The following is a 21877-nucleotide window of genomic DNA, read 5'->3' as shown; positions in this document are numbered from 1 at the left end:
AAGCCAGGCTCGCCTTATGCGCTAGCCTGGCTTCAGCTTTTACACCGGTAAATCTATCAGCAAAGCGCGCAGAGGCGTATCGGCGACCAGTGTAATGTTAGCCTCGTCACGAATAAATGCGCCATCGCCGCAGGTTAATCCTTCGCGCTCTTCCTGCGGTGTCACCGCATGAACGGTGCCGTGAATAGATTGCAGATACGCGCGCGGCCCATGCAGCTGGAAGCTCAGCTGTTCGCCTTTATTCAGCTGAATGTGGTGAACCCAAACTTGCTGGCGAAGCTGAACGCTATTCTGACTGCCGTCGGGTGAAGCGATAAGCTGCTGCGCGGTGTCGGTGAGTTCGAGCTTTTGTACCGATGAATTTTCCCGCTGCGGGCAGGCGTCGAGCCAGAGCTGCATTCGCGTCAGCGACTTCTCTTTACTGAGGTTGTGCTCGCTGTAGCTGGTGCCCGGTTGCGTGGCAATCAGCAGCGCTTCGCCCGCTTTAGCCTGAACGTGATTCCCTTCGCTGTCACGATATTCGGCTTCCCCTTCCAGAATAATATTCAGGATATCGACCTTCGGATACGTGCGCGGCTGGAACGACGCGCCTGGCCCAAGAACTTCCTGATTCAGTACGCGCAGGGATGCATACCCCAGCAGTTTTGGGTCGAAATAGTGTCCGAAGGAGAAGGTGTATCGCGCCTGCAGCCAGCCGAAATCGGCTTGTCCGCACTGTTTGGCTGTTCGGGTAGTAATCATATTCTTGACCTCTCTTTACACTAAACAATGGTAAAGCTATGGACGCTGCATTGTTAGCCAGATATTCTGCCGGGTATGTTCAAATTTCCTGAATGAGAACGCCATGGCTAAAGAGAGAGCATTGACGCTTGAAGCGTTAAGAGTAATGGACGCGATTGACCGGCGCGGCAGCTTTGCCGCCGCCGCCGATGAGCTAGGGCGCGTCCCGTCTGCGTTGAGCTACACCATGCAGAAGCTGGAAGAAGAGCTCGACGTGGTGCTGTTTGACCGCTCAGGTCATCGCACAAAATTCACCAACGTAGGCCGAATGCTGCTGGAACGCGGCCGTGTGCTGCTGGAAGCTGCTGATAAACTGACCACCGACGCCGAAGCGTTGGCGCGTGGCTGGGAAACGCATCTGACACTGGTCGCCGAAGCGCTGGTGCCGACCCCGGAGCTGTTCCCGCTGATTGAAAAGCTGGGGCTGAAAGCCAACACGCAGCTGTCGATCATCACCGAAGTTTTGGCTGGCGCCTGGGAGCGTCTGGAGCAGGGGCGCGCGGATATTGTTATCGCGCCGGATATGCATTTTCGTTCGTCGTCCGAGATAAACTCCCGCAAGCTGTATTCGATCCTGAACGTTTACGTTGCCGCGCCGGATCACCCCATTCACCAGGAGCCGGAGCCTTTATCAGAAGTGACGCGCGTGAAATATCGCGGCGTGGCGGTGGCGGATACTGCCCGTGAACGCCCGGTGCTCACCGTACAGCTGCTGGACAAGCAGCCGCGTTTGACGGTCAGCACTATCGAAGATAAGCGTCAGGCGTTGTTAGCGGGGCTTGGCGTAGCGACAATGCCGTATCCGCTGGTCGAGCAGGATATTGCCGAAGGAAGATTACGGGTGGTGAGCCCGGAATATACGAATGAAGTCGATATTATTATGGCGTGGCGACGCGACAGCATGGGTGAAGCAAAAGCCTGGTGCCTGCGTGAAATTCCAAAGCTGTTTGCTAAAAAATAACGCCAGAGTTGGGCAATCGGTGAATTGTCCGGCGGCGTAAACTGGCTGGGCCTACGGATTTAAATTGATCCAAACGTAGGCCTGGTCAGCGTAGCGCCGCCAGGCGTTTTGACTTTACGGGATCCGTTTAGGATCAGGTCCGAAGCGGTTTTCACCCGGCGTGCCGTTCTGGCAGTTAAAGACCAGGATCACCACCCAACCAATGATTGGGATCAGTAACAGCAACAGCCACCACGCTGAACGATCGGTATCATGCAGACGACGGAACTGCACTGCCCATGTCGGGATCAGTACCAGCAGACCATAAATGCTCGCCAGTACGCCTTCACCGCTGACGCGTTCCAGACCGAGTATTTTATCGATAATACTCAGCACCCCGGCCAGTACGAAACTGACCAGCACGAACATCCAATATTCTTTCCGGCGCGCCCGGCCACCAAACCCGATGTAATTCTTGAGTACTTTTAGATACCAGTCCATTTTCCTTGCCTCTGTAATCAGTCAATCACTTGTTTTCTAAGGGATCGAGGTAAGGATAGATGCAAACTATGAATTAAAAAAGGACATCCATTGATGTCCTTAATAATTAGCGGAAACGCACGTCGCGACCGTGAGGCTCATCAAGATCCTGCCACGGACCAATAGAGATGATCCCCGTCGGGTTAATGGTTTTATGGCTGCGATAATAGTGATGGCGAATGTGGTCGACGTTCACCGTCTCCGCCACGCCAGGCAGCTGATAGATATCGCGCAGGAAACCATACAGATTCAGGTAATCGCTGATGCGGTGCTTATCGCATTTGAAATGGGTGACATACACGGGATCGAAACGTACCAGCGTGGTCCACAGGCGAATATCCGCCTCGGTTAACTGGTTGCCGGTCAGATAACGGTGCTGGCCGAGGATTTGCTCTACGCGAGCCAGCGCTTCGAAGACTTTCGTCACCGCTTCGTCGTAGGCATCCTGGCTGGTGGCGAACCCGGCTTTGTAGACACCATTGTTGATGCTGTCGTAAATCCAGCCATTCAGCTCGTCAATCTGTGGACGCAGTGCTTCAGGGTAATAATCACCGGCTCGTGCACCGAGACCGTCAAACGCGGTGTTCAGCATACGGATGATTTCTGCGGATTCGTTACTGACGATGGTGTGGTTCTTTTTGTCCCACAACACCGGCACCGTGACGCGTCCGGTATATTGCGGATCGGCATGGAGATACAGCTGATAGAGAAATTCGTTCTGATACAGCGTGTCGCCGGTCGCGCCGGGGAAGCTGTCGTCAAAGGTCCAGCCGTTTTCATACATCAGCGGGTTGACCACCGACACATCGATAAACGATTCCAGGCCTTTTAACGCGCGCATGATCAGCGTGCGGTGCGCCCACGGGCACGCGAGGGAAACGTATAAATGGTAGCGGTCTTTTTCAGCCGCAAAACCGCCTTCTCCGGAGGGGCCTGGCGCGCCGTCGGCGGTCAGCCAGTTACGATAAGCCGAAACAGAACGTTTGAATCGTCCCCCGGTCGATTTGGTGTCGTACCAGGTGTCATGCCAGACGCCGTCAATCAGTTGTCCCATGGTTCTCTCTCCTTCAAAAATGACAAAAGCGAGGGATTTCCCTCGCTTTACGCTTCAATCAGTATAGCGGGCTTACCACTTTTTGTTCAGCACGCGGTCAATACTGAACGCGCCTGGACCGGTGATAGCTAGCAGCAGGAAACCGCCAGCGATGGTCAGGTTTTTCATGAACATCAGAGAGTTAACGCCTTCCGCAAAGTTGCTGTGGAAAATAAACGCGGTCAGCAGGGTAAAACCAGCGGTGAACAGCGCGGTGGTGCGGGTCAGGAAGCCGAACAGAATTGCCAGACCGCCGCCGAATTCGAGCAGAATAGTCAGTGGCAGCAGTGCACCCGGAACGCCCATCGCTTCCATGTACTGCTGAGTGCCCGCATAACCGGTGATTTTGCCCCAGCCTGCAGTGATAAACAGGACTGGCATCAGAATACGAGCGACCAGAACACCAACATCTTCTAATTTTTTCATTTTACTCTCCATCAAACCACGCAGGCGGCTTTATTCATTTATTGTGCAAATTCGCAGGGATACCGCGGGTTTGCTGTCGATGGAAAGGAGTGTAATCGTGACGGAGGGGGATTGTTAGCAAGGAAAACTGTCGATCTTCTTCAAAGATATTGAGTATTTATTCGGGAAAGGGAAATTGGCAAGATTGCCCGGCGGACAGGGAGTCGCCGGGCAGAGTGCTGTCAGTGGCGTAACTGCTGCTGGCGCATCGTACTTTTCACCAGTCGCCAGGCGCTCCAGACGCCGAATCCGCGGCGGCCCCAGCGCACCAGGAAGCGTGGATGGCGTACTGACCAGATAGCCATTACGCTACTGCCGACCAGCGCCCAGGCGCGCAGGCTCAGCAGCGTGTTCCATCCGCGATCGTAGACATCAGTGGCTTCTATCCAGTCACGACGGCTGGCGGACAGGTCCAGCCGTTGCTGTTGGATTTTGCTCAGCAGATAGGCTTTGCGCTTCTGCAGTTCCACTTTGCTACTCACGTTCGTCATCCTCAAGTAGCGCCCGATCGTTCGCCAGTTCGTTGCGGGTATGGCGCAGCAGCGTTGAGCGCCGCGCTTTTCGCAGCGTCCAGACGGCGCCGATAAGCGCCAACAGGAGCAGGACGGCGGTAGTCGCAATCATGGCGTTCAGCCGGTATTGCGGATCGATGGCCCAGATAATCAGCACCATCAAACTCATCAGCCCGAATGCCGCGAACAGCATGGTCAGGCCGAGCATCAGCAGCATCTGGAAAAGGTTCGCTTTCTCCTCTTCCAGCTCAGCGACTGCCAGTCGCAGGCGTGTCTCCACCATATCGACCATGATGGTGACAATGCGCTGGCCGATGCCGAAAACGCTTTTTCCTGGCCCGTTTGAGTGATGTGAGTCAGCCATAATTAACGACGCGACAGCAGCACACCCAGCACCACCCCAACGGCCGCACCGATACCCACGCCGGTCCATGGGTTATCACGCACGTATTCGTCAGCGCGTGCAGCGGCTTCACGAGTTTGTTTGGCAAGGGCATCGCTGGTTTCACCCAGACGGTGACGGCTATCTTTCAGCGCGCGCTCTGCTTTGCTGCGCAGTTTGCCAAGTTCTTCTTTCGATTTGTCTGAGGAGGAGTTCAGCACCTCTTCCAGGGTATCCGCCAGGGATTTCAGTTCGTCACGCAGATGTTCTGAGGTGTTATCTTTCGCCATGATCTTGTTCTCCAGTGTACTTTGTTAGACTTCCATTGAATCAATAGTCACGAGACTCTAGCGCTTTCAGTTGTTGCTGCGCTTCAGTGAGCTTGTGCTCACGCTTACTGATTTTGTCCGCGTCGCCCTTGGTTTTAGCTTCATCAAGGTCGTGGCGACGTTCGGTGATTTCTTCTTTCTGTTCGGCAATTTTCTTTTGGTGATCGGCCCGAAGCTTGCTGTCGCTACAGTTGTCTTTTACTTCCCGCAGCGCGTTGTTCAGACCGTCAATGCGGCTTTGGTTGTTGTGTTTTTCGGCATAGTGGATTTCTCGCTGAATGTCCTGTTCCTTTTCCTGACACGGCGTTGAGGCAAACGCGCCAGCGCTCATTGTCACCAGGCCCAAAGCCAGAAAAATGCGGTATTTCATCGGTTAAACCTTCCCTTGTGTTGTGGGCTCGTTATGACAGTGCCCCACCCAATCGACGAGATGATGCGGGTGACTTCCGCTTACTCAATGATAGTAAGTAAACGCGAAATCACCAAAGCCTGTGAAAAGATTCAGAATCCTGGAAGGGTTTAACCAAACCGGTGCGGCGTGTCGCGAAGGCGGGAGAGCCACTGTGGGGCCAGCGAGTCTTCATCATCAAGCTGAGCGATGATGTAACCGTGGGGCAGGGTTCTGTCCAGCACCACTTTGGCGGCGGCGCTCTGGTCGCTGGATTCAAACTTAATCACTAAAGCATCATTTTGCGGGGTGATGCTCTTAAAGCGGATGCCGTTAGCATCCAGATGATGCCAGACAGAGAAGCCGTCAGGCATGCTGATATTGGCGCTGACCGGACGAATGGCCAGCGACGACTCGCGTTGTTGAATCGCCGCCCAGAACCAAAGCAGGGCGCACAGCATAAGCAATGCGCCGAGACTGATACTGAACCGGCGAAGGGTAACGTTGCGCAATCCCATGCCTAGCTCCGGTTACCGTATTTTTTCTTCACCAGTACGATAAGCGACCCGACCAGACCAATCACCAGCAGCACGACAGGCAGCAGCATCAGGCAGGACATCAGCGCATCTTCGTATTTCAGAAACACCGGGGTTTTCCCCAGCAGATAACCGAGCGACGTCAGGATAAGCACCCACAGCAGGCCGCTCATCCAGTTGAAGAACTGGAAACGGGTGCTGCTCAGACCGGACAGACCGGCGATGGTTGGCAGCAGCGTGCGCACAAAGGCGATAAAGCGTCCGACCAACAGGGCGGATAAACCGTGCTTATGGAACAGGTGATGTGCGCGCTGGTGGTAATGGGCGGGCAGGTGCGAAAGCCAGTTCTGCACAATGCGCGTATTCCCGAGCCAGCGGCCCTGAATGTAGCTCAGCCAGCAGCCGAGGCTGGCGGCGGTGGTCAGCAGCAGCAGCGTTAGCGGGAAGCCCATCGCACCTTTGGCAATCAGCACGCCAACCAGCACCAGCAGGCTATCGCCCGGTAAAAAGGCGGCAGGTAATAATCCGTTCTCTAAGAATAGGATCATAAACAACACGAAGTAGAGCATGCCTATCATGGAGGGGTTGGCGAGGGTTTCGAAATCCTGGCTCCACAAGGCATTGAGTAATTGGGTTAACAGTTCCATTCACGATTCCTGGTACATCGATTAATGTCATGCCTGAACGCGTTTTTCTGCCGGACGTCAGTTGTTATTGATTGATTATGGACACTGGCAACACGCTCTGAACTTATCCATGTTTTACGCGAATCAGGAGCGCCTGACTCGTCAACGACAAAATGCATCTAAGTGTAACAAAGGCTCTGGTTTAACGTCACAGAAATTGCAGTTTGTTGCGATTGATTTTGCTGTCTGAAGAGGGGAGAGGCGAGAGATTTTACACAGGCTGACACTATAGTGGATTTACTTACCCCCGATGAGAGGTCGGGGGGGGGGGGGGAATCTTACTTCGCGCCGTTGGCGGCGGTATCGAGGTGAACCACCGGATTATCTGCAAAAAGGTAACGGTCGGCATTGAATTCGAAATCATCGCTGGTTTCGTTAAACAGCATCAGTTTGGTGTTTTCCAGATGCTGCCACATTGCCAGTTTTGCCGCGTGTGGGTCTTTGCGGATCAGCGCTTTCAGAATTTGGTCATGATCGTCACACCAGTTGTCCACCGTGCGCAGATCGATGTGGTCGTGGAGTTTTTTCCAGTACGGGTTATGCACGCGCTGGGTCCACATTTTTTCGACAATCGCCGCCAGCGCGGTGTTTTGTGTCGCCAGGGCAACCTGGACGTGGAACTGGAGATCCCATTCGGAGTCGCGGAAGCACTTCTCCTTGCGCGCATTCTCCTGGATTTCCATCAGCTTCATGATGTCCTGTTTCGTCACCTGTGTGGCGGCGAACTCAGCAATATTACTTTCGATAAGCTGGCGGGCCTGTAACAGCTCGAACGGGCCATAATTGGCAAACTCAAGGGATTCGTCCGGTGCGTGGTAGTGCTTCGCGGTGCTGGAAATGACATGAATACCGGAGCCTTTGCGGACTTCAACGTAGCCTTCGACTTCCAGCATAATAATGGCTTCACGAACCACAGTGCGGCTGACGTTCTTCTCGTCGGCAATAAAACGCTCCGCAGGCAGTTTGTCGCCCACAAGATAAACGCCTTGCTCGATGCGATTTTTCAGATCAGCGGCAAGCTGTTGATATAAACGGCGTGATTCCGTGATTTCCATATTCGCTCCAGGCAGGGTACGGCATGAGGATTTGTTATACCACTTTTACGGAAAACTCACCACTTTCTTAACGGCAAAAAGCCGCCCGGAAGGCGGCTTTAAAGCAGGTATAGTAAGGGTTAGCTCTGCGTAGCTGTCCCGCCCACGGCGTGAGTGGTTTCGGCTGCTGGTTTGTTCTGCAGCACAGTCCAGATAACAACGGCACCAATCAGGTCGAACACTGCCAGTACCGCGAACAGTGGGCTGAAGCCCAGAGTATCGGCCAGCGCACCGACAACCAGTGCAAACAATGTACTTGCTGTCCATGCCGCCATGCCGGTCAGGCCGTTCGCCGTAGCCACTTCGTTACGACCAAAGACGTCGGAAGAAAGGGTAATTAGCGCACCGGACAGTGACTGGTGAGCAAAGCCGCCGACGCACAGCAGGGCAATTGCAACGTACGGGCTGGTGAACAGGCCAATCAGGCCAGGACCAATCATCAGGACTGCACCCATGGTGACGACCAGCTTACGGGAAACAATCAGGTTCACGCCGAACTTACGCTGGAACAGCGGTGGCAGATAGCCGCCGACGATGCATCCCAGGTCAGCAAACAGCATTGGCATCCACGCAAACATCGCAATGTGTTTCAGGTCAAAGCCATAGACTTTAAACATGAACAGCGGGATCCAGGCATTGAAAGTACCCCACGCCGGTTCCGCCAGGAAACGTGGCAGCGCGATACCCCAGAACTGGCGGTTACGGATAATCTGCCAGGCCGACATTTTTTTGCCGTTATCGGTCTGATGCTGCGCTTCCTGGCCCCCGATGATGTACTCACGTTCTTCTTCGGTCAGTTTTTTCTGGTCACGCGGGTGTTTGTAGAAAATCAGCCAGGCCATTGCCCATGCGAAGCTCAGGACACCGGAGATAATGAACGCCATCTGCCAGCTGTGCATGACGATAGCCCACACCACCAACGGAGGCGCAATCATCCCGCCGATGGAGGAACCGACGTTGAAGTAGCCGACGGCAACGGAACGTTCCTTTGCCGGGAACCACTCGGAGCTGGCTTTCAGACCGGCCGGGATCATTGCCGCTTCTGCCGCACCAACAGCACCACGCGCCACGGCCAGACCGCCCCAGCTGCCTGCCAGCGCAGTCGCGCCGCAGAAACATGCCCACAGAACGGCGAACATCGCGTAGCCAACCTTAGTACCTAACAGGTCAAGCACGTAGCCTGCAACCGGCTGCATAATGGTATACGCCGCGGAATAGGCGGCGATGATGTAAGAGTATTGCTGTGTGGAAATATGCAGTTCCTGCATAAAGGTCGGCGCAGCGGCCGCCACGGTGTTACGAGTGAGGTAACCGAGCACGGTGCCCAGCGTCACCAGTGCAATCATGTACCAACGTAACCCTTTAATCTTACGCATGTAAAACCTCGTCATTTTGTTTTATTCGCGCGCTGCGCGGTCATCTTCCTGAGTGGAGGAGGATGTTTAAGTAACGGGGGGGCGTAACAGATTTTCTGTAACGGCCCGAACCTTGCCATTAATAATTCTGCGAATTCGGTATCCGTACCGGTAATTCCGATGACTGAATCATCGGTGATGCATTCCTTCGGCTTATAGGTCGCGACGGGGCAAACGATAACTTGTCATACAACTTTAAAAGGTGAGAACCGTCACAAATGCTGGAATAACCGTGGGGTCTTTATTTGCGCTGAGAAGAGCCAGTACTGGTGCGGCCTGGCGAAGGGTTTACTTCTTTTTGGGTAATTTTTTTGTCGGCTTTTATTGATCTGACTCACGAAAAAATCTTCAGGAACTGGAAATTGGTGTGATAACTTTGCAGCATTGCAGTTAAGCATCTGACGCACTCTTTTAGAGGAAGACGATAATGACTCCGTTTATGACCGAAGATTTCCTGCTCGACACCGATTTTGCCCGCCGTCTGTACCATGACTACGCCAAAGATCAGCCGATTTTCGACTACCACTGCCACCTTCCACCGCAGCAGGTTGCCGAAAATTACCGTTTCAAAAATCTGTATGACATCTGGCTGAAAGGCGATCACTACAAATGGCGCGCAATGCGTACCAATGGCGTGGCTGAACGTCTGTGTACCGGCGATGCCTCTGACCGTGAAAAATTCGATGCATGGGCCGCCACCGTGCCGCACACCATTGGTAACCCGCTATATCACTGGACACACCTCGAGCTGCGTCGTCCATTCGGCATTACTGGCAAACTGCTGTCGCCAAACACCGCCGACGAGATCTGGAATCAATGCAACGATCTGCTGGCGCAGGATCAGTTCTCTGCCCGTGGGATCATGAAACAGATGAATGTGAAGATGGTTGGCACTACCGACGATCCGATTGATTCTCTGGAACATCACGCTACCGTGGCGAAAGACACCTCTTTTGACGTGAAAGTGCTGCCGAGCTGGCGCCCGGATAAAGCCTTCAATATCGAACAGGCGACCTTCAACGATTACATGGCGAAGCTGGGCGAAGTGTCTGACACTGACATCCGTCGCTTCAGCGATCTGCAAACGGCGCTGAGCCGTCGTCTGGATCATTTTGCCGCTCACGGCTGTAAAGTGTCGGATCACGCGCTGGACGTCGTGCTGTTTGCTGACGCCACCGACGCGGAACTCGACGCTATTCTGGCGCGTCGTCTGTCCGGTGAAACGCTGAGTGAGCATGAAGTCGCGCAGTTCAAAACAGCAGTACTGGTCTGGCTTGGCGGCGAATATGCGCGTCGCAGCTGGGTGCAGCAGTACCACATTGGTGCGCTGCGCAATAACAACCAGCGTCAGTTCAAACTGCTGGGCGCGGATGTGGGCTTCGACTCCATCAACGACCGTCCGCTGGCGGAAGAACTGTCAAAATTGCTAAGCAAGCAGAACGAAGAAAACCTGCTGCCAAAAACCATTCTGTACTGCCTGAACCCGCGCGATAACGAAGTGCTCGGCACCATGATCGGCAACTTCCAGGGCGAAGGGATGCCGGGCAAAATGCAGTTCGGTTCCGGCTGGTGGTTCAACGATCAGAAAGACGGCATGGAACGTCAAATGACCCAGCTGGCACAGCTCGGCCTGCTGAGCCGCTTTGTCGGCATGCTGACCGACAGCCGGAGCTTCCTGTCCTATACCCGCCACGAATACTTCCGTCGCATCCTGTGCCAGATGATTGGCCGTTGGGTGGCTGCGGGTGAAGCGCCGGCGGATATTCAGCTGCTGGGCGAGATGGTGAGAAATATCTGCTTTAACAATGCGCGTGATTACTTCGCCATTGAACTGAACTAATGCCCGAGGTTGGTTGATATGCAATACATCAAAATCCATTCGCTGGACAATGTCGTCGTCGCGCTGACTGATATCGCCGCGGGGCAGGAAGTGACCGTGGAAGGTCAGACGGTACGCCTGCAGTCTGACGTCGTGCGCGGGCATAAGTTTGCTCTGTTCGCGATTGCGAAGGGTGAAAACATCGTCAAATATGGATTGCCGATTGGTCATGCGCTTACGGACATTGCGCCAGGGGAACACATTCATTCCCACAACACGCGCACCAATCTTAGTGATCTGGACGAGTACAGCTATCAACCAGACCTGCAGGCGGAACTGAGCCAGGCAGGCGATCGCGACGTGCAGGTTTATCGTCGTGCAAACGGTGAAGTTGGCGTTCGTAACGAGCTGTGGATCCTGCCGACCGTGGGCTGCGTCAACGGGATCGCGCGTCAAATTCAGAATCGTTTTCTCAAAGAGACTAACGATGCCGAAGGCACCGACGGCGTGTTCCTGTTCAGCCACACCTACGGCTGTTCGCAGCTGGGCGACGATCACATCAACACCCGCACCATGCTGCAAAACATGGTGCGTCATCCGAATGCCGGGGCAGTGCTGGTGATTGGCCTCGGTTGTGAGAACAACCAGGTCGATGCGTTCCGTGAAACGCTGGGTGAATTTGACGCCGACCGCGTGCACTTCATGATCTGTCAGAAGCAGGACGACGAAGTGGAAGCGGGCCTTGAAGAACTGCATCAGCTTTACGACGTCATGCGTCACGACAAACGCGAACCGGGCAAACTCAGCGAGCTGAAGTTTGGACTGGAATGCGGCGGTTCCGATGGCCTTTCCGGCATCACCGCCAACCCCATGCTGGGGCGTTTCTCTGATTATGTGATTGGTAACGGCGGCACCACCGTTCTGACCGAAGTGCCGGAAATGTTCGGCGCCGAACAGATCCTAATGAGCCACTGCCGCGACGAAGCCACGTTTGAAAAGACTGTCACTATGGTCAACGATTTCAAACAGTACTTCATCGCGCATAACCAGCCTATTTACGAAAACCCATCGCCGGGCAACAAAGCGGGCGGGATAACGACCCTGGAAGAGAAATCGCTGGGCTGCACGCAGAAAGCAGGCTCCAGCCAGGTGGTTGACGTACTGCGCTACGGCGAGCGCCTGAAAACCCACGGTCTTAACCTGCTGAGCGCCCCGGGTAACGATGCGGTCGCGACCAGCGCATTAGCCGGGGCAGGCTGCCACATGGTGCTGTTCAGCACCGGGCGCGGCACGCCGTACGGTGGTTTTGTGCCGACGGTGAAAATCGCCACTAACAGCGAGCTGGCGGCGAAGAAAAAGCACTGGATCGACTTCGATGCCGGGCAGCTCATCCACGGCAAAGCAATGCCGGAGGTGCTGACTGAATTTGTCGATACCATCGTGGAATTCGCCAATGGCAAGCAGACCTGTAATGAAAAGAATGATTTCCGTGAACTGGCTATCTTTAAGTCTGGCGTCACGCTCTAATCCTCGCTAAGCTAAAACGGCGTTTCATAAATGAAGCGCCGTTTCTTTTTCTGTGTCATCCAAAGGATTTACCATGACCGCGTATTGGCTAGCCCAGGGCGTTGGAGTCATCGCCTTTCTGGTAGGTATCACGACGTTTATCAACCGCGATGAGCGCCGATTCAAAAAGCAGCTTTCCGTCTATAGCGCCATTATCGGCGTGCATTTCTTCCTGATGGGCGCGTTTCCGGCGGGCTCCAGCGCCATGCTGAACGCCATCCGAACGCTGATCACCCTGCGCACCCGCAGCCTGTGGGTCATGACGCTATTTATCGTGCTGACCGCCGGGATTGGTCTGGCTAAGTTTCATCATCCAATGGAACTGCTGCCCGTCGCCGGTACGCTGGTCAGCACCTGGGCGTTGTTTCGCTGTCAGGGCCTGACGATGCGCTGCATCATCTGGTGCTCAACGGCCTGCTGGGTGGCGCATAACTTCTGGCTCGGTTCTATCGGTGGCACGCTGATTGAGGGGAGTTTTCTGGTGATGAACGGGCTGAACATCATTCGTTTTTGGCGAATGCAAAAGCGTGGCATCGATCCGTTTAAAGTAGAAACAACATTACAGACAGAATTGCAGGAGGAAAGCCCTTCCACTCGTTAGCAGAAGGGCTGGAATAGCAGAGGATTAACCGCGCAATCCGTCTTTTGCCAGACGCTCGTCGTCAGCCATACAGGCCGCGGCGGTGAACAGCACGTCGGTGGACGAGTTCAGCGCCGTTTCGCAGGAATCCTGCAGTACGCCGATGATAAAGCCGACGGCTACAACCTGCATCGCCACATCGTTCGGGATGCCGAACATGTTGCACGCCAGTGGGATCAACAGCAGAGAACCCCCCGCCACTCCCGATGCGCCACAGGCACACAAGGCCGCAACCACACTCAGCAGCAGCGCCGTTGGCAGGTCAACCGGAATACCCAGCGTATTCACCGCCGCCAGCGTCAGCACGGTAATGGTGATCGCCGCGCCTGCCATATTGATGGTCGCACCCAGCGGAATCGACACCGAATAGGTATCGCGATCCAGATTCAGCTTCTCAGCCAGCGCCATGTTCACCGGAATGTTGGCGGCAGAGCTGCGGGTAAAGAAGGCATAGACGCCGCTTTCACGCAGGCACATCAGTACCAACGGATACGGGTTACGGCGAATCTTCCAGAACACCAACAGCGGGTTAATCACCAGCGCCACCAGCAGCATACAGCCAATCAGCACGACCAGCAGTCGGGCGTAACCCCACAGCGTTTCGAAACCGGTGCTTGCCAGCGTAGACGCAACCAGACCGAAAATCCCGAGCGGCGCAAAGCGAATCACCACTTTCACCATAAAGGTGACCGCGTTGGATACGTCGTTAACCAGGTTTTTAGTGGTTTCATTGCCGTGACGCAGCGCGAAGCCCAGGCCCACGGCCCACACCAGAATACCGATGTAGTTGGCGTTCAGCAGCGCGTCAATCGGGTTGGCCACCATGCTCATCAGCAGGCCGCGAAGCACTTCAACAATACCAGACGGCGGCGTGATATCGGTCGCGCCGGTGCTCAGGTGCAGGGTGGACGGAAACACGAAGCTGAACAGCACTGCGGTCAGCGCGGCGGCAAAAGTACCCAGCAGATACAGGAACAGGATTGGGCGAATACTGGTTTTCTGACCGTGCTGGTGATTAGCGATAGACGCCATAACCAGCATCAGAACCAGCACCGGGGCCACGGCTTTCAATGCGCCGACGAACAGCGTCCCGAACAGGCCCACGGCTTCCGCAGCAGGCTTAGAAACCCAGGCCAGCAGAATACCCAGAACCAGACCCACCAGAATTTGTTTTACGAGGCTGCCTTCAGCGAGACGCTGAAGCAAGCCAGAGGGGCGTTGCGTAGTCATTTTACTTTTCCTTCAGTCGTAATGTGGTTCCATCCCGGCGGCTCTTTGGTCGCATTTGACAGGATGTAACAAATGTTTGCATGGATGAGTATAAGGATGTTCTGGCTTCGGGGAAGGGGAACCTACTGAATATTTCGGGTGGATCTTATTTTTTAACTGACATTTAACATTTCATTGACATAAACCACAAAAAAACGGCCCGAGTAAATCGGGCCACCTGACATAGTTAGGGCTTAATTAGCGATATTCTTTTTGTCGTGCTGGTGGTTGACCCACATGTTAATCAGTAGCGTTAGCACCAGAATACCGAACACCACACCCAGCGAAATCGCGATTGGGATGTGGTAGAGGTCGATGAGCAGCATCTTGATGCCGATAAATACCAGGATAATCGACAGGCCGTACTTCAGCATCGAGAAGCGCTCCGCCACGCCTGCCAACAGGAAGTACATCGCACGCAGGCCAAGGATTGCGAACAGGTTCGAGGTCAGCACAATGAACGGGTCAGTGGTCACCGCGAAGATAGCCGGAATGCTGTCTACCGCGAAAATCACATCGCTCAGTTCGACGAGGATCAGCACCAGCAGCAGTGGCGTAGCGAACAGCAGGCCGTTTTTGCGAACGAAGAAGTGTTCGTTCTCGATGTTATCGGTCATGCGCAGATGGCTGCGGATCCAGCGCACCAGCGGCTTGTCGCCAATGCCTGCGTCGTCTTCCTTCGCCAGCGCCATTTTCACTCCGGTGAACAACAGGAACGCACCGAACACGTACAGCAGCCATTCGAACTGGGAAATCAGCCAGCTTCCGGTGAAGATCATGATAGTACGCAGCACAATCGCGCCCAGTACGCCGTAAATCAGCACCCGACGCTGCAACGCAGGCGGCACTGCAAAGTAGCTAAACAGCATCAGCCAGACGAAGACGTTATCGACCGCCAGCGCTTTCTCAATCAAATAACCGGTAAGGAACGCCATCGCCTGCGGGTCAGCAACCGCGCGGCCTTGGGTTTGAGCGAGGTACCACCAGAAAGCGAGGTTAAACAGCAGCGACAGAGTGACCCATACCAGCGACCAGGTCGCCGCCTGTTTCATGGTCATGGTTTGTGCGCCGCGCCGCCCTTGTAACAGCAGATCGATCGCCAACATAATGACGACCACAACAGCAAATCCGCCCCAAAGTAACGGTGTTCCAACAGTATTCATAATCTATCCCATAAGCAAAAAAAAACGGCTAACGTCCAAAAGACGATAGCCGTTGCAGGATTTTTTGCTCGGACCTCGCCTTTCGGCAAGGTCTCACTTACAACAAAAAAGAAATCTACAGTAAATTTCTTTTCTGTTGCCCGGCAACCGGATGCTTTCGCATCGTCATGACGATCCACCGGCAAACAAGTTACTCCCCTTTGCGTGTGACAAAATATTACAGGCCATTGATGGCGTCAATGGCCCATAACCTCTGTTTTACACAGCTTTACGCGGGAAGCGTTTCGTTCACTCCGTCCGCCGGGAACACGACGCCCGTCTGGCGACGAATTTCGGTGGCGAGCTTTGAAGTGGTGCGGCTCACCGCCAGCCCCGGATGATTCACTTCATTCTCTTCGACCAGACGCGCAAACAGCTCCGCCTCGTACAGCATGGTGTTGATATGCTGCGGCTGAGTCAGATCCTGCGCTTTGCCGCCGCGTGGCACGAACGAAACTTTCTGGCACTCGGAGATTTTCTCGATAACCAGTGAGCCTTCTTCGCCCTGGATTTCGCTCGGCAGCACCGAATCGCTCACTTTGGAGTGTTGCAGGGTCACGCTGAAATCACCGTAATCCAGCACGACCACGCCATGCGCATCGACGCCGCTGTCCAGCAATGTGGCGCTGGCGTGAACGCCGTGCGGTTCGCCCCACAGGGCAACGGCCGAGGCGAGGCAGTAGAAACCGATATCCATAATCGAACCGTTCGAGAACGCCGGATTAAAGGTGTTCGGGTTTTCACCGTCGAGATAGCGCTGATAGCGCGAAGAGTACTGGCAGTAGTTGATAAGTGCTTTACGCACTTTGCCCACTTTGCCGAGCGACTGCTGTAACTGCAGGAAATTCGGCAGGCTGGCGGTCTTGAACGCTTCGAATAGTACCACCTGGTTTTCACGCGCCAGGGCGATAGCCGCTTCCACTTCCGCGATATTTGACGCCAGCGGCTTCTCGCAAATCACATGCTTTTTGTGGCTGAGAAACAGTTGGGTTTGCGGGAAGTGCAGGGAGTTTGGGCTGGCGATATACACCGCATCAATGGCATCGCTTTGCGCCATCTCATCGAGAGAGGTAAAGAGATGTTCAACCATATAATCGCTGGCGAAGCCCTGGGCCTGCTCGAGACTGCGGGAATAAACGGCGGTGAGTTTGTATTTGCCGGTTTCATGGGCGGCATCGACAAACTGGCGGGTGATCCAGTTTGTGCCAATGACTGCGAAACGTATCATGAGAATTGACGTACTCCGAAAAAGGGGCCTTTTGCCACTTTAGCACGCCATGATGACAAAACCAGTGCGCGCTTACGCAGAACCCGGCAGCGAAAGTTGCGTCAGCCACAGACGGGTATCAAACTCCAGCTGGTGGTACTGCGGCTCCATATGACAGCAGAGCTGATAGAACGCTTTGTTGTGATCTTTTTCTTTCAGATGCGCCAGTTCATGGACCACGATCATCCGCAAAAAGGCTTCCGGCGACTGGCGAAAAACGGTGGCGACGCGAATTTCCGCTTTGGCTTTGAGCTTGCCGCCCTGAATGCGGGAAATCGCGGTGTGCAGCCCAAGGGCGTTATTCAGCACATGAATTTTGTTGTCGAACGCCACTTTATTGATCGGCGGCGCGCTGCGCATATAGCGGTTTTTCAGGCTTTGCGTGAATTCCCACAACGCCTTATCGTTAGTGATGCCGTGGGTATCGGGATAGCGCTTTTCCAGCACTTCGCCGAGACGTTGTTCGGCAATAAGGGTGCGAACCTGGCTAAGAAGATGCTCGGGATAACCGCTTAAATACGTCAGTTCGCTCATGCTTGTCTCGAATTCCACGAAAAAAAGGTATACTCACGCCCCCAATCAGGGGATATCACCGAATTTTACCATCCAGGAGGGCCGATGAGCCAATCAGACAACGGTTTTCGTTCACTGACACTAAAACGTTTCCCGGAAACGGACGACGTTAGCCCACTGCAAGCGTGGGAAGCGGCAGACGAGTATCTGCTGCAACAGTTGGACGGCACCGACATCAGCGGCCCGGTTCTCGTCTTTAACGATACCTTCGGCGCGCTGGCCTGTGCGCTGGCGGCGCACCAGCCGTACAGCATCGGCGACTCGTACTTAAGCGAGCTCGCGACCCGCGAAAACCTGCGCCACAACGATATCGCAGAAAACAGCGTCACGTTCCGCGACAGCACCGGGGAATACCCGCCGGCGCCGGCCGTTGTGCTGATTAAAATCCCAAAAACGCTGGCACTGCTGGAACAGCAACTGCGTGCATTGCGCGAAGTGGTGACCCCGGAAACCCGTATTATCGGCGGGGCGAAGGCGCGTGACGTACACAACTCCACGCTGGAGTTGTTCGAAAAAATCCTCGGCCCGACCACCACCACCCTGGCGTGGAAGAAAGCGCGTCTGATTAACTGCACCTTCAGCGCGCCAGCGCTGGCAGACGTCCCGCAGGTACTCAGCTGGCCGTTGGAAGGCACCAACTGGACCATTCATAACCACGCGAATGTTTTCTCCCGTACCGGGCTGGACATCGGCGCGCGCTTCTTTATGGAGCATTTGCCGAAAGATCTGGAAGGCGAAATTGTCGACCTCGGCTGCGGTAACGGTGTCGTTGGCCTGAGTCTGCTGGAGCGTAATCCACTGGCAAACGTCGTGTTTGTCGATGAATCGCCGATGGCGGTTTCTTCAAGCCGTTTGAACGTCGAAAGCAACATGCCGGAAGCGTTGGACCGCTGCGAGTTCATGATCAACAACGCGCTGTCGGGCGTCGAGCCGTTCCGCTTCAACGCAATTCTGTGCAACCCGCCGTTCCACCAGCAGCACGCGCTGACCGATAACATCGCCTGGGAAATGTTCCACCACGCGCGTCGTTGTCTGAAAATCAACGGCGAGCTGGTGATTGTGGCCAACCGTCACCTCGACTATTTCCATAAACTGAAGAAGATTTTTGGCAACTGCACTACCGTCGCCACTAATCAGAAGTTTGTGATCCTCAAAGCGGTGAAGTTAGGGCGTAATCGCTAGACGCGACACACCTATAGCCCGATAGCCGCACGGCTGTCGGGTTTTTCCTGAAGCACTCTCGCAAAACCTCAAATTCTCTCGCGACTTTCTGCAAATTCGCTGGTAACCCACCCACCCGCAGGCTTACGTTAGGCGCATCTTTTAGGCAACCACAAGTTGCCATTATGGCAACTTGTGGTTACTCTTTACTCAATTCGTCAACGGATGTGATGAAGAATGCACTTAATCGCTTTTAAGGCTTTAACGGATGCCGCAAAAAAATTTCCGCAGCATGAACAGGAGTTGTTGGAGCTGGGCGGAATGATCCATAAAGGATATTTTAAAACGCCGCAAAGCCTTAGAACGTTGTTTCCATCGCTGGATAATTTTAAATATCTGGATAAGTATTACGTGCTTAACCTTGGGCATAACGAGCTTCGTTTGGTCGCACTCATCTTTTTTGAAAGCCAGAAATTTTATGTCCGGCACATTTTTACGCACCGGGAATATGACATGTTTACAGCTATGCACCGTACAAAGGGGAAAAAATGATGGTGATTGCCGACATCCTGAAAGCAGGAAAAGCGCTATCTGCGGCAGCCCCGTTTCTGGCCGGAATCCATACACCTCAGCAGTATGAAGAAGCGCTTGAGTTCGTGGAGTATTTGTTGCTTAACGATCCTACGAACCCTTTGTTGGATACTGCCTGTAACCACATAACAGCCTATGAAAATTTGCTTCCTGAAACGGCAGATTTCATTGCCCGCATGAACGCAATCCCCATTGGCGTTGCGGTTCTCCGCACCCTGATGTCTCAGCACAACCTCACCCTTTCCGATTTCCCGGAGATTGGCAGTAAATCGATGGTCTCTCGTGTCCTGAACGGAAAAAGAAAGCTAACGTTGATGCACGCGAAAAAGCTGGCGAAGCGCTTTGGCATTTCGCCCGCCATGTTTATCGACTGACACCTTTAAACGCGAGGTGTCAGCCATTCACACTAAATCTCCAGCGCCAGCTTCGTGCCCTGGGCGATAGCCCGGCGAGCATCCAGCTCCATCGCCACGTCACAGCCACCAATCAGATGCACCAGTTTTCCTGCGGCGCGTAATGGATCCGCCAGATCCCGGCGCGGCTCTTGTCCGGCACAGAGAATCACATGATCCACCGCCAGCAGCTGCGGTTCACCGCCAATCGTCACATGTAATCCGTTATCGTCGATCTTCTCATAGCTTACCGCCGGGAACATTTTCACGCCGCGGGCGAGCAGGGTAGTGCGATGGATCCAGCCGGTGGTTTTGCCGAGCCCTTCGCCAGGTTTACTGGCCTTACGTTGCAGCATCACAATCTGACGCGGGCTTTTATGCAGCAGCGGCCCTTCCGGACGTAACCCGCCGTGAAGCTGCAGGCTGGTGTCGATCCCCCATTCCACGCAGAACTCGGCGATATTCTGGCTGGTGGCTTCGCCGGGCTGGCTTAAATACATCGCCGTATCAAAGCCGATACCGCCGCAGCCGATAATCGCCACGCGCTTCCCTACGGGCGTTTTGTCCCGCAGCACGTCGAGATAGTTCAGCACTTTAGGATGATCAACGCCTGCGATAGCAGGCATACGCGGTTCAATACCGGTCGCGAGAATGGTTTCGTCGAAGTCGGCGAGATCTTCTGCGCCGACAAAGCGGTTAAGTTCCAGTTTCACGCCATGCAGCGCGATCATCCGGCGGTAATAGCGCAGCGTTTCGTAAAACTCCTCTTTGCCGGGGATCTGCTTGGCAATGTTGAACTGGCCGCCGATTTCCCCCGCGGCGTCAAACAAGGTGACCTGATGCCCGCGCGCGGCGGCGTTAACCGCAAACGCCAGACCGGCTGGACCGGCCCCGACGACGGCCAGGTTCTTTTTCGTTACCGCCGCGACAATCGGCATCCGCGTTTCATGGCAGGCGCGCGGGTTCACAAGGCAGGACGTCACTTTGCCGACAAAAATCTGATCGAGGCAGGCCTGATTGCAGCCGATACAGGTGTTGATCTCATCTGCCCGGCCACTTTGCGCTTTCGAAAGCAGTTCGGCATCGGCAAGGAATGGCCGCGCCATCGACACCATATCGGCATCTCCACGGCTGAGGATGTCTTCTGCGACCTGCGGATCGTTAATGCGGTTGGTGGTGATAAGCGGGATCGTCACCTTGCCTTTCAGCTTGCGCGTCACCCAAGTGAATGCCCCGCGCGGAACCGGCGTAGCAATGGTCGGGATCCGCGCTTCATGCCAGCCGATCCCGGTATTGATGATCGTCGCGCCAGCTGTTTCGATGGCCTGCGCCAGCTCGACGGTTTCGTCAAAATTACCGCCGCCTTCCACTAAATCGAGCATCGACAGGCGATAGATGATGATGAATTCCTCGCCCACGCGTTCGCGCACGGCACGCACCACTTCCACAGCAAAGCGCATGCGTCGCGTCCAGTCTCCGCCCCACTGGTCGTCACGTTGGTTGGTGCGGGCGGCAAGAAATTCGTTAATTAAATAGCCTTCCGAACCCATCACTTCCACGCCGTCATAACCGGCTTCCCGCGCCAACAGCGCACATTGCGCGAAGTCGTCAATCAGCACCAGGATTTCGTCATGCGTTAGCGCGTGAGGTATAAAACGGTTGATCGGGGCCTGCAACGCTGACGGCGCGACCGGACGCGGCTGATAGCTGTAGCGCCCGGTATGGAGAATTTGCAGCGCGATTTTACCGCCAGCCTGATGCACCGCATCGGTCACGGGGCGATGATGGGCCAGCTGGTTTGCATCGTTAAGCACCGCGCCGCCTTCCATTCCCACGCCGGAAAGGGCAGGGGCCACGCCGCCGGTCACAATCAGCGCCACGCCATGACGGGCGCGCTCGGCATAAAAGGCCGCCAGCCGTTCGGTTCCGTCCGGGCGTTCTTCCAGCCCGGTGTGCATCGAGCCCATCAGGACGCGGTTTTTCAGCGTGGTAAAACCCAGATCAAGCGGGGCGAATAACGACGGGTAGTGGCTCATAATCGCGCTTCCAAATGTAAAATTATTGTTATGTGGTCGGATGAGTTACTAATCTAGCGCTCACGGCGTAAAAGGGAAAAGGGGGCATGCGACGATTGTGATAGGGGTCAAAGATCTGATGGGCATCGTGACGGAAAGAGGGATTCCGATCGTTGAGGACAAAGTTAATAGGAGTGTGAGCCGGTTGCGCTTTTTTAATAA

At 54.7% G+C, this 21877-nt stretch carries 24 protein-coding genes; 7 read left to right on the top strand and 17 right to left on the bottom strand.

What is annotated here, in order from left to right; translation table 11 throughout:
• Window positions 1–39: 39 nt before the first annotated feature.
• Complete coding sequence (locus MUU51_RS09050) at window positions 40–741, bottom strand: pirin family protein (RefSeq protein WP_159772062.1); 702 nt, start codon at window positions 739–741, stop codon at window positions 40–42.
• A gap of 103 nt (window positions 742–844) precedes the next feature.
• Here MUU51_RS09050 and MUU51_RS09045 point away from each other — a divergent pair, with 103 nt between their 5' ends.
• On the top strand, window positions 845–1741 hold the full coding sequence (locus MUU51_RS09045; protein WP_110510506.1) for a LysR family transcriptional regulator: 897 nt from the start codon (window positions 845–847) through the stop codon (window positions 1739–1741).
• A gap of 114 nt (window positions 1742–1855) precedes the next feature.
• Here the strand turns inward: MUU51_RS09045 and MUU51_RS09040 are convergent, their stop codons facing one another.
• From MUU51_RS09040 to MUU51_RS08990, 11 genes are all read right to left on the bottom strand, one after another.
• Window positions 1856–2221: a DUF805 domain-containing protein gene (locus MUU51_RS09040; RefSeq protein WP_159772059.1), complete on the bottom strand. Its 366-nt coding sequence runs from the start codon at window positions 2219–2221 to the stop codon at window positions 1856–1858.
• A 106-nt stretch (window positions 2222–2327) separates the two neighbouring features.
• Window positions 2328–3314, bottom strand: coding sequence for a glutathione S-transferase family protein (locus tag MUU51_RS09035; RefSeq protein ID WP_159772056.1), 987 nt, complete (start codon window positions 3312–3314; stop codon window positions 2328–2330).
• Window positions 3315–3386: 72 nt separating this feature from the next.
• Entirely contained in the window at window positions 3387–3779 is a 393-nt protein-coding gene (locus MUU51_RS09030) for a DoxX family protein (protein WP_159772053.1), read from the bottom strand.
• Between the two features lie 221 nt (window positions 3780–4000).
• Window positions 4001–4300: a YqjK-like family protein gene (locus MUU51_RS09025; protein WP_159772050.1), complete on the bottom strand. Its 300-nt coding sequence runs from the start codon at window positions 4298–4300 to the stop codon at window positions 4001–4003.
• Window positions 4293–4694, bottom strand: coding sequence for a phage holin family protein (locus tag MUU51_RS09020; RefSeq protein ID WP_110510502.1), 402 nt, complete (start codon window positions 4692–4694; stop codon window positions 4293–4295). The genes MUU51_RS09025 and MUU51_RS09020 overlap by 8 nt, the downstream gene beginning before the upstream one ends.
• Window positions 4695–4696: 2 nt before the next feature.
• Entirely contained in the window at window positions 4697–5002 is a 306-nt protein-coding gene (locus tag MUU51_RS09015; RefSeq protein ID WP_125355032.1) for an ElaB/YgaM/YqjD family protein, read from the bottom strand.
• A gap of 40 nt (window positions 5003–5042) precedes the next feature.
• Entirely contained in the window at window positions 5043–5411 is a 369-nt protein-coding gene (locus tag MUU51_RS09010; protein ID WP_159772047.1) for a DUF1090 domain-containing protein, read from the bottom strand.
• Between the two features lie 149 nt (window positions 5412–5560).
• Entirely contained in the window at window positions 5561–5947 is a 387-nt protein-coding gene (gene mzrA, locus MUU51_RS09005) for an EnvZ/OmpR regulon moderator MzrA (RefSeq protein ID WP_159772044.1), read from the bottom strand.
• Window positions 5948–5949: 2 nt separating this feature from the next.
• The gene (gene yqjA / locus MUU51_RS09000) at window positions 5950–6612 is read right to left on the bottom strand and encodes a DedA family general envelope maintenance protein YqjA (RefSeq protein WP_159760110.1); all 663 of its coding nucleotides are present in this window, start codon (window positions 6610–6612) and stop codon (window positions 5950–5952) included.
• A gap of 317 nt (window positions 6613–6929) precedes the next feature.
• Window positions 6930–7706 (bottom strand): transcriptional regulator ExuR, encoded by a 777-nt coding sequence (gene exuR / locus MUU51_RS08995; RefSeq protein WP_159760108.1) that lies wholly within the window; start codon window positions 7704–7706, stop codon window positions 6930–6932.
• 119 nt (window positions 7707–7825) lie between these two features.
• A complete protein-coding gene (locus MUU51_RS08990; RefSeq protein WP_258967628.1) occupies window positions 7826–9121 on the bottom strand; it encodes an MFS transporter in 1296 nt (431 codons plus the stop codon).
• 466 nt (window positions 9122–9587) lie between these two features.
• Between MUU51_RS08990 and uxaC the strand changes: the two genes are divergently transcribed.
• The 3 genes from uxaC (at window position 9588) to MUU51_RS08975 (ending at window position 13146) form a co-directional block, all read left to right on the top strand.
• Window positions 9588–11000: a glucuronate isomerase gene (uxaC, locus tag MUU51_RS08985; RefSeq protein WP_159772038.1), complete on the top strand. Its 1413-nt coding sequence runs from the start codon at window positions 9588–9590 to the stop codon at window positions 10998–11000.
• Window positions 11001–11018: 18 nt separating this feature from the next.
• Window positions 11019–12506 carry a UxaA family hydrolase gene (locus MUU51_RS08980; protein WP_159772035.1) on the top strand — a complete coding sequence of 496 codons (1488 nt, stop codon included), beginning with the start codon at window positions 11019–11021 and terminating at the stop codon, window positions 12504–12506.
• Window positions 12507–12579: 73 nt separating this feature from the next.
• A complete protein-coding gene (locus MUU51_RS08975; protein WP_159772032.1) occupies window positions 12580–13146 on the top strand; it encodes a YgjV family protein in 567 nt (188 codons plus the stop codon).
• A 24-nt stretch (window positions 13147–13170) separates the two neighbouring features.
• On the opposite strand, the gene sstT is transcribed toward MUU51_RS08975, so the two are convergent.
• From sstT to MUU51_RS08955, 4 genes are all read right to left on the bottom strand, one after another.
• Window positions 13171–14415 carry a serine/threonine transporter SstT gene (gene sstT, locus MUU51_RS08970; RefSeq protein ID WP_159772029.1) on the bottom strand — a complete coding sequence of 415 codons (1245 nt, stop codon included), beginning with the start codon at window positions 14413–14415 and terminating at the stop codon, window positions 13171–13173.
• A gap of 233 nt (window positions 14416–14648) precedes the next feature.
• Window positions 14649–15617, bottom strand: coding sequence for a TerC family protein (locus tag MUU51_RS08965; RefSeq protein ID WP_159772026.1), 969 nt, complete (start codon window positions 15615–15617; stop codon window positions 14649–14651).
• Window positions 15618–15885: 268 nt separating this feature from the next.
• The gene (locus tag MUU51_RS08960) at window positions 15886–16884 is read right to left on the bottom strand and encodes a Gfo/Idh/MocA family protein (RefSeq protein WP_258967627.1); all 999 of its coding nucleotides are present in this window, start codon (window positions 16882–16884) and stop codon (window positions 15886–15888) included.
• A gap of 72 nt (window positions 16885–16956) precedes the next feature.
• On the bottom strand, window positions 16957–17457 hold the full coding sequence (locus MUU51_RS08955) for a M48 metallopeptidase family protein (RefSeq protein ID WP_159772003.1): 501 nt from the start codon (window positions 17455–17457) through the stop codon (window positions 16957–16959).
• 84 nt (window positions 17458–17541) lie between these two features.
• Here MUU51_RS08955 and rlmG point away from each other — a divergent pair, with 84 nt between their 5' ends.
• The 3 genes from rlmG (at window position 17542) to MUU51_RS08940 (ending at window position 19622) form a co-directional block, all read left to right on the top strand.
• On the top strand, window positions 17542–18678 hold the full coding sequence (gene rlmG / locus MUU51_RS08950) for a 23S rRNA (guanine(1835)-N(2))-methyltransferase RlmG (RefSeq protein WP_258967626.1): 1137 nt from the start codon (window positions 17542–17544) through the stop codon (window positions 18676–18678).
• A gap of 216 nt (window positions 18679–18894) precedes the next feature.
• Complete coding sequence (locus tag MUU51_RS08945; RefSeq protein WP_125355288.1) at window positions 18895–19209, top strand: type II toxin-antitoxin system HigB family toxin; 315 nt, start codon at window positions 18895–18897, stop codon at window positions 19207–19209.
• Window positions 19206–19622: a helix-turn-helix domain-containing protein gene (locus tag MUU51_RS08940; protein ID WP_125355289.1), complete on the top strand. Its 417-nt coding sequence runs from the start codon at window positions 19206–19208 to the stop codon at window positions 19620–19622. Before MUU51_RS08945 ends, MUU51_RS08940 begins: the two co-directional genes overlap by 4 nt.
• Window positions 19623–19654: 32 nt before the next feature.
• Here the strand turns inward: MUU51_RS08940 and MUU51_RS08935 are convergent, their stop codons facing one another.
• Window positions 19655–21676 (bottom strand): NADPH-dependent 2,4-dienoyl-CoA reductase, encoded by a 2022-nt coding sequence (locus MUU51_RS08935; RefSeq protein WP_258967625.1) that lies wholly within the window; start codon window positions 21674–21676, stop codon window positions 19655–19657.
• Between the last annotated feature and the right edge of the window lie 201 nt (window positions 21677–21877).

The organism is Scandinavium manionii (assembly GCF_024764775.1).
GTDB lineage: Bacteria > Pseudomonadota > Gammaproteobacteria > Enterobacterales > Enterobacteriaceae > Scandinavium > Scandinavium manionii.
Note: the sequence above shows the minus strand (reverse complement) of the source record. Positions and strands in the feature narration are given on the sequence as shown.